Below are 14,322 nucleotides of genomic sequence, written 5' to 3'. Positions count from 1 at the left end.
CGATAACCAATTCTTACAGGAATAAATGCATCAAAAACCACTTTATCTTCTAATTCTAATGTTTCAGAATTAAAATCTAAAGTTCTGCCTAAATTAGAAGTGATTCCAAAACCCAATTCCAGATGACTGTTTGACTTACCATAAAAGGCTGATACCTCTAAAGGAACAACGGGAAGCCAAGTAGTTTTAGAATTTAATTTGTCACGCCACATAGAAAAACCTGCACTGGCATTCAGCTTCAGCTTACCTTTTTGATGAAAAATCTTGCTGTAGTTGACCGCATATCTTCCAGAACTTCCTCCTAATTCGAGATAAACCGCATTTTTTGCGGTAAATGTCTCAGGTTCGGTTTGAGAAAAAGTGGATTGGGAAAAAGTCATGAAAACGAGAAAAAATCCGATAAGAACTGAATTAAAAGAGAAGTTCATGATAAAATGGGTTTAAATTAATTCTGGTTTATTTGGCCCTAAACATCTATGATATATCCTATTCCAATCAAACCTTGAGATGCTTATTTCCCATTAAAGTAAAGTTTTTTTATACAAAGCATTTAGTGAAACTACTTAATTTTTTCTTTACTAATCACAAAATAAACTGCGCGCTCACCTTTACATGAAAGGGCTTTGCTCCTAGATTATCTAAATAGGTCATCCGATGGAAAAAGTCAACCCGAAAGAACTTGAAGATATTTTCAACTCCATACCCCAATTCCAAATAGGGCGTCCCAAAATCTAGGCGCCCAAAGGTGTTCAGTGGATTGCCATTTGGATCTACGCTTGGGACATTTTCTACATTGTAATCTCGCACGGATCCCCAAAGCGCGTTTACATTGCCTACAAGTCTCCATTTCAGTTTTTGTAAAAGTGGTATAGAATTTAGCAAAAAGCCTTCAAAGGACTGTCTGTACCGAATGCTGAAGTATTGATCCGATGTGAATTCCGTGAAATTCATTGTGTTGAATGCAGCAGTTGTGTAAAACAGGGTCTCATTTCCGAGATGATTTTTCAGAATAGGATATGGCACCTCTCCAAAGATTTTTCCAGCATCCAGTTCATATCTTCCAACTCCAAACAAGCCTAAGTTGATTCGGTGATAGACATATAAACTCAGCTTTTGGTAGTCCAAATCCCCTCCTAACCAATCCATTCCTTTGGCATAATTTACCTCAAAAATCGGCCACTTCACCGAACCGAGTGAAGCACGCTCGTTGTCATTGATGATGATGATCTCATCACGTCCATATCGGATTCCTGCCCTGATTTCGGTGGTTTCAAAGTTGGAGCGATATTCTCTAGTATCCTTTTCGAGATAAAAGAAGTCATATAACGGATCAAATTGACTGACATTCACTCCTGCTTTGACCAAAAAGCCTTTAAAAAACTCTCGTTGCACATTGAGCCCATGATTGGTACTGAAGTAGGGACTTCGGAGTGTGCCAAACCTACTGGCGGCAAGGAAAATGCTATTGCCCTGAAGGTTTGCAATCTCCAATCCCACTTGGTCAATCTCCCTATTTGAATAAGCCTGCACCGTAGTCCAATGGCTTCTATCCAAGATTCTGGTCACGGAGGTTGCATATTTCCATTCTTCATCTTTGAAACCATAGGCCAAATACCCCTTCAGCTCCCACTTTTTGCTGAACTTGTAATTCGTTCGAAGTCCCATTCCGAGCCGGATTCCTTCAATATTGTTATAATTAAAGAATCCAGGCCAAGGTCCAATATCTACTTTGCCGATGGGTTTATATCCCGTGGCAAAAAACTTCAGGCCTTCCGAGTAGAATCGAATAATCGGAATCGTCTTCAATGTATCCACCATCTGGAGCACTGCCAATTCCTCGGAACTCAGAGGATCCGGTCTGTTTTTCTCCCAAAAATCAGATTCAATTATCCCAAAATCAGGCAATAATTCTACTGCCTGATTAAAAAAACGGGTGTCCTTGGGTGCATTGACAAGCACACTGTCGGTAGCGGTATAGAATTTGGCCAGTAATCCCGCTGTATTGTCGGACACTTGGGCGATTTTGATCAAGACCCTGGTTTTGATAGGAATCAAAGGGCCTGCGGAACTAGGTCCCAATTCTTGCTGGATTTTGATCCGGTCTACAAAATTTAGATTGGCTTCTTTGGGAATAGTCAAATCCACCTGCTTGAGGGAATAGTCATCTTTCTTGATCCAAATCATCCCCGAAAAAGCCAAATCCTGTTCCCGGCGGGGATAGACTTGCAGCTTGTAGCAGGTGTCTTGTCCTACAAGCACGGAATCTAGCAGGTCGTAATCATAAAATGATTTCCAACTGTCAGAAATGGGTGAAACAAAGTCTTTGTTAAGAATAGAAAGCCAATTTTTATAAAAGTTGTACTCTTGAAATGCGGAGCCAGTAATCTGTGAAGTAGTGGAGCCGTCGGTGATGCCCACGCCTGTAACTTTGGTCTTTTCTATGATTTCTTTTCGCAGCTCGGGATTGTTTCGGTAATAGAATTTTGAGACTGTCTCGGAGAAAAATACCGGAAGTATTTTTTCCCCTTCATCATTGGTCAGTTCTTGGATACTGTCAAGAACGGCAGTGACTTTTTGAACTGATTTGCGCTGGCGAAAATCCTCTGAAAGGTTGTCTATGTCAATCTCGATCTTGGTATAATTCTTCGTTTCATAGGCAGAGAGACTTCTTTTATCAAAATCCTTTCGTCGCTCGGCAGCCCTTCTGATAATCTCAAACGCTGGATTTTCACCAGATTCAAATACAAATGCTTCTAATTCGAAGGAATCCGGACGCAGTTGGAAGTTGATGGTTTGCTCCGAGACTTTAGCCAAAGCCTTGGTCTGTCGCACGTATCCTAAATAGCTTACCACTATGCTATCGGCTAAAATTCGGGGATTCAGTAGAAAATTACCTTCAAAATCCGTAGTAATCCCAGTGGTTGTGCCCTGAAGAATCACATTGGCAAATGGAATGGGATCGCCTGTTTCGGCATCGGTGACTTTTCCATTGATCGTAAATTGTGCCCATGATACCGTGGAAAAAAAGAAAAAAATTGCAAAAAAGACGTGTCGAAGCATTGATGGGAAATTCACTGATTTTGGGAAACAGACGCAAGTTAAATTGAAACTCAGCACGGTTAGTTCAGAAACCCTGTGAAATTTTGCAAAATCAAGGTTTCCAACACACGCTTGAATGATGGAGGATTCACATTTCGGCATGTATATTTGAGCCAAATTTGACAGGAATGATATACGATGTAATACTGGTAGGAGGTGGAATTGTAGGTTTGGCTACTGGATTGAAAATTCTTAAAGCAAGGCCAGACCTGAAAATTGCCATTTTGGAAAAGGAAGATCAACTTGCCAAGCACCAAACCGGAAACAACTCCGGGGTAATCCATTCAGGCCTTTATTACAAGCCTGGATCTTTGAAAGCTACCAATTGCATCAATGGATATCATGAATTGCTCGCTTTTTGCAAAGCCGAGAAAATTCCTCACGAAATTACCGGTAAGGTTGTCGTTGCCACGCGTGAGGAACAAAAGCCTCTCCTGCAGACACTTTTTGACCGAGGACTCCAAAATGGTCTTGTAGGTACTCGGTACATCACTTTGGAGGAACTCAAAGAATACGAACCACACTGTGCAGGTGTTGCGGCGATTCACGTACCCCAAACAGGAATTGTGGATTATTATCAAGTCGCTTTGGCTTACGGTAGGAAGATCATTCAGGCAGGAGGAGAAATATTTCTTAATTATAAGGTTCTGAAAATAAACCATAAAGACCAGATCAATTATATCGAAACCTCAAGCAAAACCTTTGAAGCCAAGCTGGTCATCAATTGTGCGGGACTCTATTCAGACAAGGTCGCTCAGATGAATGATGCCACTTCAAATGATGTAAAGATCATTCCTTTCCGAGGTGAATATTTTAAGTTGAAAAAGGACAAGGAATATTTGGTAAAAAACCTGATCTATCCTGTGCCAGATCCCAATTTTCCATTTTTGGGAGTCCACTTCACCAGAATGATGAAAGGTGGCGTCGAGGCAGGCCCAAATGCTGTCTTGGCGTTTAGAAGAGAAGGCTACAAGAAAAGCCAAATCAACCTGAGTGAATTGACAGAAACGCTTGCCTGGCCTGGATTTCAAAAGGTAGCTGCTAAATACTGGAAAACAGGATTTGGTGAGATTTATCGTTCGTTTTCTAAATCAGCATTCACTAAAGCATTACAGGAACTCATTCCAGAAATCCAAGAAACTGACTTGGTGGAAGGCGGAGCAGGGGTTCGCGCACAGGCTTGCGATCGGTCAGGTGGATTGTTGGACGATTTTGCAATCCGAGAATCTGCCCACGCGATCAATGTTCTAAATGCTCCTTCGCCTGCAGCTACAAGTTCACTTTCTATCGGTGGAACAGTGTCAGAAATGGCCCTAAAGCGATTTTCCTGATTAAACTTGGGTATTGACAGAATCTGGAAAATACCTATTGGCCAAAGCTACCATTTCATCGCCTTTGACCAAATCATGAATGGTTAATTCTGAGGGATGGGTATGCCCGCTTGCGCCCAGTAGTTCTTTGACTGCATGGACTGTGTTTTTATGAAAATTATAGACTCTTGCTGATTTTTCTACCACCACCAAACCTTTCACCAGTCCCCTGTTTTGGGTAGCCACTCCCGTAGGACATTCGTTCGTATTGCATCGCAAGGCCTGAATACACCCCAGGCTAAACATGAAACCCCGAGCAGAATTGCAGATATCTGCACCTAGTGCCATGAATTTGACAATAGAAAAAGCACTGATAGCCTTACCTGATGCAATTAGACGGATTTTATCCCGGAGTTTATAACGTTCCAATGTCACTCTGACAAAAATCAGTGCAGGTTCCAATGGTAATCCTACACTATCTGAAAATTCCAATGGAGCAGCTCCTGTCCCACCCTCTGCTCCATCAATAGTGATGAAATCCGGGATTATTCCTTGACTGATCATCGCCTGACATAGTGCAGTAAATTCCTCGGTTCGTCCGATACAAAGTTTGAAACCAATGGGTTTTCCACCCGATAGCTCACGGAGTTTTCCTACAAATTGGATCAATCCTTCTGGATTTGAAAATGCTTTGTGCGCAGGTGGAGAAAGCACTGTGGTTCCGGGCATAAGTCCCCTGATTTCAGCTATTTCAGGCGTATTTTTGATTCCCGGAAGCACACCTCCATGACCAGGTTTTGCACCTTGGGAAAGCTTGATTTCGATCATCTTCACAGTGGGAAGCGATGCTTTTTCACGGAATTTATCTGGATCAAAAGAACCGTCTTCAGCCCGGCATCCAAAGTACCCTGTGCCAATCTGCCAAACCAAATCACCTCCTTCCAAATGATAGCTCGAGATTCCTCCTTCTCCGGTATTGTGGTAAAACCCTCCCTTTTTAGCACCCTGATTTAAAGCTTTGACAGCATTTGAACTTAGACTGCCAAAGCTCATGGCAGAGATATTAAAAATAGAGGCGGAATAAGGCTGGCTGCAATCTGGTCCTCCCACAGTCACACGAATGTCATCGGAAACGGGACCTTTGGCATAGATCGAGTGCCTGAGAGCGATGTAATGCTCATCATTGATGTCTTTTTGTGTCCCAAACGGATGTGTATCGTTTACACCCTTGGCCCGGCGATATACCAAGGAGCGGAGATTTCTGCTGAATGGTCTACCGTCTGTATTGGATTCAATAAAATACTGCTGGATCTCAGGACTTATTGATTCAAGTAAATATCTGAAATGCCCTATGACCGGGAAATTTCTTAAGATGGCGTGTTTCGTCTGAAACGAGTCATAAATCCCCAAGGCAGTCAAAAAACCTAAGATCAACAGGAAAAAATTACCCACCTTAAATACCCGAAATTCAAAGAACCACATCAGAAAGAATGTGAGCGCAAAAAGAAAAATGATGGTGAAGAAAAATAGCTTTCTCATAGAAGTAGCGGCTGGTAAAATTTACTTCAAGATATATTATCCTTCTAAAAACATTGCAAGAATCCGATATTCTGACCAGGTAAATTCTTGACCTGCAACCGAAAAGCCGGTATGTCCTCCTCTTTTCGGCATTTCCAAAATAATTTCTGACTTGGATTCAGCTAGCTTGATGGGGTAGCATTCTGGTCCGAGAAGAGGATCATTCAACGCATTAACTATCAAGGTGGGAATAGGGATATTTGGCATCCAATTGTCTGCACTGACAGAGTGGTAGAAGTCATCGGCGTTTTTGAAACCATGAATTTTGGCGGTGAAGTTTGTGTCAAAGCTGTCAAAATCATCCACTTTGCGAAGCAATTCCACATCTATCAGCTCAGGAAATTGTAGTGCTTTGGCCTCTATCTTTTTCTTGAGCTTGCCGAGAAAGCGATTTTTGTAAAATACGTTCCGACGAAGTTTGAGTGTGGCCGCACTTGACGGCAGATTGCATGGGGTAGAATAAACAGCAGCTTTTTTAATTTGAGCTGGAAGGTCAATTCCTTCTTCCCCAAGGTACTTGAGGGTCTGTGCTCCACCCATACTGATACCAACCAGAAAAATTTCCTCATAGGGTTTAGAAGCCAATGCATGCGCAATGACCGCTTTCAAGTCATAACTTGCTCCGTGATGATACAAAATGGGTCTCAAGTTCATTTCTCCACCACAGGTTCGGTTGTTCCATGCCAAGACGTCTATGCCATGTTGGTTAAAAAGTTTGGCAAGTCCCATCACATAGTGCCTCCGGGAGTCGCCTTCCAGACCATGAGAGATGATCAGCAGCTTTCCTCCTCCTACGCTAGACCAATCTAAATTCAAAAAATCACCATCGGGGGTGTTAATTTTCTCTCGATGGTACATGATGCCCTGCACTTTGCGGGTAAGGCTGGGAACAATGGTCTCCAGGTGACCATTAAACAAGTGCCAGGGAGGATTTTTGTATGTACTGGAAATAATCGGCATTTGAAAAGATTCCAAACTTCATCTGAAGTTCATGTATGGATAATCAGCGGGTACTATTGACACTTTACTTTTGCAAAGTAAAGTTCATCATAGGGTTTAATATAAAAATCGGAGCTGCAAGTGCAGACTCCTTTTTTTTTAGCTTTTCAATTGACTCACTTCTTCGATGGCTTTGGAGACTTTTTCAAGAAACTCAAAGTAATGTCTGGATGCGGCCTCACCAAAACCTTGATTTTCAAGAATCTCTTTTCCTTCGGTAAGGTTTTCTATTAAATCGTCAAATTCAAACATCATGAGTGTAGGTTTGAGTTTGTGTCTGATTTGCTGAATTTTAACAGAATCCTTCTCCTGGATTCCTTCACCATATTTGCTTTTTAATTCGACTAGTCCTGCATGAATGGCTGAGGTCAGTTCGATTCTAAATTCCTCATCACCATCTGACATTTCCAGAATTCTTTGGTTCAATTCCGGGTAGAAATTACTCATGGGTTCTTTTAATTAATAGACCTTCCTGCAAGAAATCCAGTAGACCAAGCAGCTTGAAAATTAAAGCCACCAGTAATGCCATCTATATCGAGGACCTCCCCAGCAAAGTATAGGTTAGGGTGAAGTAAACTTTGCATGGTTTCGGGATTGACTTCATTCAAATCAATGCCACCCGCTGTGACAAATTCATCTTTGAAGGTCGTCTTTCCATTGACTTCCAAAATATAGCAAAAAAGGTTTTGTACAAGCTTATTAAGTTGCTTTTTCGGTAGATTTCCGTGAAGTTGGAGCGGATCTATTTCGGATTTGAAGCAAAAGTGCTCCCAAAGTCTCGCAGGTAAGTCGAAAAGTGCATGGGAATAGACTTTACGATTGGGATGAGCCTGACTGTACTTGACTAATTGGCTTAGGTAATCATTTTCTCCGTAGAGGGAATTCCAGTTGATAATAGCACGAGCACGATAGTCGTGGTCATAGAGCCAATCTGCTCCAAAGGCAGATAATTTCAGTACTGCTGGACCACTGATCCCCCAATGAGTGACTAATACCGGGCCTCGGTAATTGAGTTTGGTTCCCTCGATTTTTACCAATCCATCCTGCACTGCTATCCCCATCAATTCGCGAATACTTTCTCCAGGAGTATTGAAAGTGAACAAAGAAGGTATTGGACTATTTAATTTGATTTTTAATGAGTTAAGAAAATTGTAACCGTCCGATTTGGGATGGCCTCCAGTAGCCACAATTACCGCATCAGCACGAAAGACCCCTTTCTCAGTGATCAATTCGTAGCCAGATTGGGAGGGATTTAATTCTTTGATCCCAGTAGAGGTGAAGATTTTGATCCCGGATTTTTCAGCTTCGGAGAGGAGCACATCAACTATAGTTTGGGAGGAATCGGACACTGGAAATACGCGTCCATCGACTTCTACTTTCAAGTGTACCCCCCGAGATTCAAACCAGAGGAAAGTATCTGCAATAGAAAAATGCCGAAAGACCTTCTTCAAAAATTTCTCCCCTCTGGGATAATTTTTGATCAATTTAGAAACCTCCATTGGCTGATGGGTGACGTTGCATCTCCCACCGCCGGATACTTTTACTTTGGAGAGAAGTTTTGGGCTTTTTTCAAAGATGCAAACTTCTCTCCCTTTTCCACTCGCATGAATAGCAGCAAAAAATCCTGCGGCTCCACCTCCAATCACTGCAATTTTCAATTTGTATAAATTAATGTATTACAAGAAATTAAGCTTATCGTCTTTTACCTGAAAATGAACCTAAAATACCTCGGGCCAATTCTCTGAACAGGGTTCTCCCCATTTGTCTCACCATGGTATTCTTGCTTAATTCTTCTATAAATGATTCTTCCTGTTTTGGTTTAGGGACTGTTTTGGTAGCGGGTTTTGGCAAGGTGACTTTTTCCTGCTCCTTCTCCAGTTGCATCATTTTTCGTTCGAGCATTTCATACGCACTTTCCTGATCGATGTCTTGATTGTATTTCTGAACCAAATCAGATTTGGACACCAGGGAATTGATCTCTGCATCCTCCAAAATGTCCATTCGTGTGATTGGGGCACGCACTAGCGTATGAGCTAATGGTGTTGGGATACCTTTTTCGTTCAGTGCGGTGATCAATGCCTCTCCAATTCCCATTGAAGTCAACACTTCAGAGGTCTTGTAAAATGGAGAATCCGGATAGTTTTCAGCTGTTTTGGTAATGGCCTTTCGATCTTTTGCAGTGAAAGCTCGAAGCGCATGTTGCACTTTCAGACCCAATTGACCCAATACATTGTCCGGAACATCCGTGGGAGTCTGAGTACAGAAAAACACTCCAACACCCTTGGATCGAATTAGCTTGATGATGGCCTCAATTTTTTCAAGGAGATCTTTGGATGCATTGGAAAAGACCAGGTGTGCTTCATCGATAAACAGACAAAGTTTGGGCTGGTCAGCGTCTCCCTGCTCGGGAAAAGTCTCATAAATCTCAGATAACAAGCTGAGCATGAAAGTCGAGAAAAGTTTAGGCTTGCTTTGAATATCAGTCAATCGAATTACAGATATAACTCCTTTTCCATCTTTGGTCCGGGTGAAATCTTCCACTTCAAAAGATCGCTCCCCAAAAAAACGATCCGCTCCCTGTTGCTCCAGTTCGATGATTTTTCGCATGATGGTATTGACAGATGCTGAAGAAACCTGACCAAATTCCTTGGTGATGGCTTCTTTTCCCTCATTGGTAACAAACTGAAGCACGCGTTTGAAATCCTTCAAATCTACCAAGGGCAAATGATTTACATCACAATATCTAAACACCAAGGCGATCACTCCCTGCTGGGTATCATTTACTTCCAAAATCTGAGACATCAAAACAGGTCCAAATTCTGAAACTGTGGCCCTCATACGCACTCCTTTTTCATTAGAAATGGTCATCAATTCAACAGGGAGACCTTGGGGTGAATATTCTACGCCAATTGTAGCAGAGCGCTTCATGATAAAATCGTTGGCTTCTCCAGGCATAGCAAGTCCTGATAGATCACCTTTGAGGTCCATCAATACGGAGGGAACTCCTTTTAGAGAAAGTTGCTCAGCAATTACCTGCAGAGTTTTGGTTTTGCCTGTACCTGTAGCTCCAGCAATGAGCCCGTGACGATTCATCGTTTTCAAGGGAATCTTCACATGAGTCTCGGGAACAGCTGTGCCATTCAAAATACCCGTGCCCAGAATGATGAAATCTTTTTTGAAAATCTGACCATCAGTCAGGGTGGTTTTAAACTGATCGATATTGCTCATGGTAAACGTTTTTAGGAACTCAAACTACAAAAAAACCTTGAGTTGCCTCAAGGTTTTGTATATGCCCTATTGATAAACAATTAATGCGTCACTACTGGCTCTAGTGCCTTGGCTTGGCTAATGAAGTCTTCAATTTTTGACAGGGCAGGCACTACTTTCGTGAGACCCTTTTCTTCTTGAGTTTTCACTAGAGCTGCATGAAGGTTTTCTGGGTTTCTAGTTCGTAATTCCTTGACGGTATCTACGCCGGCAGCTTTGAGTAGCTCCGCAAATTGACTACCTACGCCGTTGATTCGAAAAAGGTCAGCCATATTCACCCAGTCCAAAATCTTGCCTTCATCTATTCCTGAGGACTCAGCAATTGTCTTTCTTCCTGATTTTGTAGCGCCTTTTTCCAACAATCCTTCGACTGTAGACACTCCTGCTTCGGCAAGTTTACCTTTGAAAACTTCGCCAATACCTTCAATCATCGTGATGGTCTTTCCCATTTGAAATAAGTTTTTGTTTTAGGTTTATGAGTTGACTTCGATAGGATAATGAAAAACTATTCATCTGATCCACCTGTGCTAAAATAAGGACATTATTTTCCAGTCAAAATGAAAAGTGTAATTTCTAAATCGGCCAACAGCAAATTTTAACTTTGGAGTAACAAAAACAGTTATTTTATTGCATCAAAATTCAAATCCCAAATTGAAATCCCTTCCGACTCATTTTCGTTTAGTTCTGTTCTGCTTGTTGTGCATTATATCGAGTAACTCCTTTGCCCAATCCGGTCCCAATCTAGGCCAGACGGATCGCTGGATGAAAGGAGCTATGGCTGCATTAGAACGAAAAGATTATCAAACAGCAAACTCCATTTTCCGGAATTTGATTGACTCTGGACTTCCTTTGCCAGATGAAATGCCCTATTATTTTTCTGAGACACTCTACGAATTGGGGCAATACGACAATAGCGCTAATTTCCTCAACAAATACCTTGAGCTTACCGGGTTTAAAGGAGAAAACTATCAGGGAGCCAAGGAACTTCAGGAAAAGCTAAAAGTTCATTTGGCTGAAATTCAATCCTGCCAACTTTGTGATCGTCGAGGATATCGGTATGAGGTGTGCTTTACCTGTGAAGGTTCCAAGCAGATCGAACAGGTATGCAACTACTGTAAATCCAAAGGAATAGTAGGCTGTAGCAGATGTGGAGCATCTGGTCTGATCAAGAAAGTGAATGTCTTCAATATTGTCGAATTCTTTGAATGCGAGCGCTGTGCCGGAAAAGGAAGATTAACCTGCCCCGAATGTGAGGGCTCAGGCAAATCAGTGAGTGATTGCAAAACCTGCTTAGGTTCAGGAAAAATTACTTCTGATCAAATTTGCGATCACAAAGATCACATACACACCGAAGGCGATACGCATTAAAAAATCCCGCTCTTGGCGGGATTTTGATTACTTGCAGTATTTATTGAAAGATTCTTCAGCTCCTGGATATTCCAAAACCGTGGCAAGTTTCAAATCCTCACAAGCTTGTTTTTTTCGATCCAATGCTACTTTCAATAAGCCTCTGTTCAAATAGGCTTGGCCAAAATTCTTATCAATTTGGATTGCGTTGCCGTAAGCTTTTAGCGCATCTTCGGGCAAGCCAAGTTGGTGCAAGGCTCGTCCTTTGAGGAAAGAAGCCATCGCTGGAGCTCCCGAAATTTCCTCGGCTTTGGTAGCGTAAAGCAAAGCACTTGCGTAGTTTTTTTCCTCAAGCTGCACAGCAGCCAAGCTCAAGAGAACTTGAAAATTTTTTGGATCATAAGCCAAGGCTGACTCAAAGTCAATCCTTGCTTTATTGAGATCACCCATTTCCTGAAACGCCCTGCCTCGGTTGTAAAGCAAAGTTACATCCGTAGGCTTAAGCTTAAGATTGTCAGTATAGGATTGCACAGCGAGCTCATATTCCGCTCGCTCAAAAAAGGCATCACCCGGATCTTTTTTGTTTTCAGAACAAGCCCAAATCGTCCCGGCAAAAACCGAAATGATCAGGGCTTTGGGTAAGAATTTCATACTAGTTGGTTTAGACTGCTACGTTATTTTCTCTTAACGCATCGTTGAGTGAGGTCTTGAGATCAGTAGAAGCTTTACGCTGACCGATGATCAAAGCACAGGGAACTTGATAGGTGCCGGCAGGGAACTCTTTTGCTAAAGAACCCGGTATCACTACCGATCTAGGAGGAACATATCCTTTGTATTCTACAGGTTCTGAACCCGTCACGTCGATGATTTTTGAACTTGCTGTTAAGGTAACTCCAGCTCCAATTACGGCTTCTCTACCGATTCTTATGCCTTCGACAATGATCGCCCGAGAACCGATAAATGCACCCTCTTCCACGATCACTGGAGCTGCTTGAACAGGTTCTAGAACACCTCCGATACCTACTCCCCCACTCAAATGAACGTTTTTGCCGATCTGCGCACAGGATCCGACCGTAGCCCAGGTATCAACCATCGTGCCACTGTCCACATAGGCACCGATATTAACATAACTTGGCATCATCACCACACCAGAAGCTAAATATGCACCATAACGAGCCACTGCATGAGGAACAACCCGAACGCCCTGCTTTGCATAGTTGGTTTTCAGGGCCATTTTATCATGAAATTCAAACGGTCCAACTTCGATCGTTTGCATTTTCTGAATAGGGAAATAGAGGATTACCGCTTTTTTCACCCAATCATTTACTTTCCAATCACCATTTTCAAGCGGCTCTGCTACTCTGAGTTTACCTGCATCCAAGTCGGCAATGATCGTTTTTATTGCGATTTCAGTTTCTTTTTCTTTGAGTAATTCTCTGTTTTCCCAGGCAGCTTCGATGATAGTCTTGAGTTCCATTATTTTATTTAGTTTCGTTTATGAGTCAGTTCCAAGCCAAAAAAGTTCCTGTTTTGATTGCTTCTACGCTGAAGCCGGTCAATGATGTGAGAGCTTTTGGAAAGCTTGGACTTTCGATTGGCGAAACAAATACATACAGCCTATTTATCATAGGTTTTTCTGCGAAAAGGCCTATTTCCTTCCCCGGTTTCCGATTTTTTTCTTCTATGAGCCATTTTGGATCCCGATTTGACAGAATGCTGTCCCAAGTCAGATTCGTGTGTAGGTTAATTCAAGTCAAACCCAAACTGGTGATATCCTGCACGTATGAATACTTACCATTGGCCTCATTGCTGAAGCCTTTTTTGAAATACAAGCTTGTCTATGATGTTCAGGAAAATTACCTCCTCAACCTAAACCTCAATCCCGAACTCTCATTAAGTAAAAAAAGAAAGGCCGCTTCTATTATAGAAAAAGCTGAATCGGTAACGGGGATTGATTTGTATCTCTTTGCCGAGAATTGCTATGCAGCAGAAATGCCCGAAAAGAAACCTTTCCTCATTCTGGAAAATAAATTTTCGGGAAATTTGAAACCAGTCTTGCCTAGGTCATTTTCTGACAAAAAAGTTATTCGATTCTGCATCATTGGTACCATCACTCCTGCTTTTGGAATACTGGATGCAGTGAATTGGTTTACGGAGATTCTATCCTATTTCCCGGATTTCGAATTGGTAATAGCAGGACATTGTCCATTGATTTCATTCCGGGAAAAGCTTCATGAAATAGCGAAAAACAATCCCAAGATTAGTTTATCAATTGACCAAAATCCTGTGCTTCATGAAGAGTTTATTCAAGTCCTGACCAGCTCAGATTTTGCGCTATTGCCGTATCAAGATCATCAGGCAATTCGAGATAAAATGCCTACTAAACTTTTTGAATGTGCTGCATTGGGCATTCCCGTTTTGATCAGTCCCAATCCAAAATGGGAAAAATTTCTGGCTGATTTCAGCGGAGGATATCCTATTGATTTTTTAAATCTCCCGATGGCAATTGAGGATCTTCAAACAGCTTTAGGCCAGACTTTCTTTACCGCCACCCCTTCAGAATCCATCCTGTGGAAAACTGAAAAGCTTCATTTTCAGCAAGCTATCCAAGATTTACTTTCTTAATTACCCTGTATATTTTCTTTAAGTGGATAAGTGTGGAGAGTTATCCACTGGATTCCCTGTTTTTACACTCATTTCCGCAGAATGGAAACTGAGAAAA

At 41.9% G+C, this 14,322-nt stretch carries 12 protein-coding genes and 1 pseudogene; 3 read left to right on the top strand and 10 right to left on the bottom strand.

Annotation, left to right across the window (positions count from 1 at the left end; genetic code table 11):
- Both DK188_RS12965 and DK188_RS12960 read right to left on the bottom strand, forming a co-directional pair.
- A pseudogene (locus DK188_RS12965) lies at positions 1-428 on the bottom strand (hypothetical protein); the annotation flags it as partial.
- A 154-nt stretch (positions 429-582) separates the two neighbouring features.
- Positions 583-3,060 carry a DUF5686 and carboxypeptidase-like regulatory domain-containing protein gene (locus DK188_RS12960; protein ID WP_111671249.1) on the bottom strand — a complete coding sequence of 826 codons (2,478 nt, stop codon included), beginning with the start codon at positions 3,058-3,060 and terminating at the stop codon, positions 583-585.
- 167 nt (positions 3,061-3,227) lie between these two features.
- Between DK188_RS12960 and lhgO the strand changes: the two genes are divergently transcribed.
- Complete coding sequence (lhgO, locus tag DK188_RS12955; protein ID WP_111671248.1) at positions 3,228-4,430, top strand: L-2-hydroxyglutarate oxidase; 1,203 nt, start codon at positions 3,228-3,230, stop codon at positions 4,428-4,430.
- Here lhgO and DK188_RS12950 read toward each other — a convergent pair whose 3' ends face one another.
- From DK188_RS12950 to DK188_RS12925, 6 genes are all read right to left on the bottom strand, one after another.
- Positions 4,431-5,948, bottom strand: coding sequence for an FMN-binding glutamate synthase family protein (locus tag DK188_RS12950; protein ID WP_111671247.1), 1,518 nt, complete (start codon positions 5,946-5,948; stop codon positions 4,431-4,433).
- A 36-nt stretch (positions 5,949-5,984) separates the two neighbouring features.
- Complete coding sequence (locus tag DK188_RS12945; protein WP_111671246.1) at positions 5,985-6,947, bottom strand: YheT family hydrolase; 963 nt, start codon at positions 6,945-6,947, stop codon at positions 5,985-5,987.
- 138 nt (positions 6,948-7,085) lie between these two features.
- Entirely contained in the window at positions 7,086-7,433 is a 348-nt protein-coding gene (locus tag DK188_RS12940) for a hypothetical protein (protein ID WP_111671245.1), read from the bottom strand.
- An 8-nt stretch (positions 7,434-7,441) separates the two neighbouring features.
- Positions 7,442-8,644: a BaiN/RdsA family NAD(P)/FAD-dependent oxidoreductase gene (locus DK188_RS12935; protein ID WP_111671244.1), complete on the bottom strand. Its 1,203-nt coding sequence runs from the start codon at positions 8,642-8,644 to the stop codon at positions 7,442-7,444.
- A gap of 34 nt (positions 8,645-8,678) precedes the next feature.
- Positions 8,679-10,214, bottom strand: coding sequence for a helicase HerA-like domain-containing protein (locus DK188_RS12930; RefSeq protein WP_111671243.1), 1,536 nt, complete (start codon positions 10,212-10,214; stop codon positions 8,679-8,681).
- Positions 10,215-10,294: 80 nt separating this feature from the next.
- Positions 10,295-10,702, bottom strand: a complete 408-nt coding sequence (locus DK188_RS12925) for a DUF4332 domain-containing protein (RefSeq protein WP_111671242.1) — start codon at positions 10,700-10,702, stop codon at positions 10,295-10,297.
- Between the two features lie 313 nt (positions 10,703-11,015).
- On the opposite strand from DK188_RS12925, the gene DK188_RS12920 reads away from it, so the two are divergent.
- Positions 11,016-11,621, top strand: a complete 606-nt coding sequence (locus DK188_RS12920) for a tetratricopeptide repeat protein (RefSeq protein ID WP_232825726.1) — start codon at positions 11,016-11,018, stop codon at positions 11,619-11,621.
- A 27-nt stretch (positions 11,622-11,648) separates the two neighbouring features.
- On the opposite strand, the gene DK188_RS12915 is transcribed toward DK188_RS12920, so the two are convergent.
- Positions 11,649-12,251, bottom strand: coding sequence for a tetratricopeptide repeat protein (locus tag DK188_RS12915; RefSeq protein ID WP_111671240.1), 603 nt, complete (start codon positions 12,249-12,251; stop codon positions 11,649-11,651).
- Positions 12,252-12,261: 10 nt separating this feature from the next.
- Positions 12,262-13,077 carry a 2,3,4,5-tetrahydropyridine-2,6-dicarboxylate N-succinyltransferase gene (locus tag DK188_RS12910; protein WP_111671239.1) on the bottom strand — a complete coding sequence of 272 codons (816 nt, stop codon included), beginning with the start codon at positions 13,075-13,077 and terminating at the stop codon, positions 12,262-12,264.
- A gap of 20 nt (positions 13,078-13,097) precedes the next feature.
- Here DK188_RS12910 and DK188_RS12905 point away from each other — a divergent pair, with 20 nt between their 5' ends.
- Positions 13,098-14,225 carry a glycosyltransferase family protein gene (locus DK188_RS12905; protein WP_111671238.1) on the top strand — a complete coding sequence of 376 codons (1,128 nt, stop codon included), beginning with the start codon at positions 13,098-13,100 and terminating at the stop codon, positions 14,223-14,225.
- Positions 14,226-14,322 lie beyond the last annotated feature (97 nt).

Source organism: Algoriphagus litoralis (assembly GCF_003259255.1).
GTDB classification, from domain to species: domain Bacteria; phylum Bacteroidota; class Bacteroidia; order Cytophagales; family Cyclobacteriaceae; genus Algoriphagus; species Algoriphagus litoralis.
Note: the sequence above shows the minus strand (reverse complement) of the source record. Positions and strands in the feature narration are given on the sequence as shown.

Bases quoted from the DNA above. Each gene is read 5' to 3' on its own strand.
- DK188_RS12960 (WP_111671249.1), bottom strand. From the start codon at position 3,060: ATGCTTCGACACGTCTTTTTTGCAATTTTTTTCTTTTTTTCCACGGTA.
- lhgO (WP_111671248.1), top strand. From the start codon at position 3,228: ATGATATACGATGTAATACTGGTAGGAGGTGGAATTGTAGGTTTGGCT.
- DK188_RS12950 (WP_111671247.1), bottom strand. From the start codon at position 5,948: ATGAGAAAGCTATTTTTCTTCACCATCATTTTTCTTTTTGCGCTCACA.
- DK188_RS12945 (WP_111671246.1), bottom strand. From the start codon at position 6,947: ATGCCGATTATTTCCAGTACATACAAAAATCCTCCCTGGCACTTGTTT.
- DK188_RS12940 (WP_111671245.1), bottom strand. From the start codon at position 7,433: ATGAGTAATTTCTACCCGGAATTGAACCAAAGAATTCTGGAAATGTCA.
- DK188_RS12930 (WP_111671243.1), bottom strand. From the start codon at position 10,214: ATGAGCAATATCGATCAGTTTAAAACCACCCTGACTGATGGTCAGATT.
- DK188_RS12925 (WP_111671242.1), bottom strand. From the start codon at position 10,702: ATGGGAAAGACCATCACGATGATTGAAGGTATTGGCGAAGTTTTCAAA.
- DK188_RS12920 (WP_232825726.1), top strand. From the start codon at position 11,016: ATGAAAGGAGCTATGGCTGCATTAGAACGAAAAGATTATCAAACAGCA.
- DK188_RS12915 (WP_111671240.1), bottom strand. From the start codon at position 12,251: ATGAAATTCTTACCCAAAGCCCTGATCATTTCGGTTTTTGCCGGGACG.
- DK188_RS12910 (WP_111671239.1), bottom strand. From the start codon at position 13,077: ATGGAACTCAAGACTATCATCGAAGCTGCCTGGGAAAACAGAGAATTA.
- DK188_RS12905 (WP_111671238.1), top strand. From the start codon at position 13,098: ATGAGTCAGTTCCAAGCCAAAAAAGTTCCTGTTTTGATTGCTTCTACG.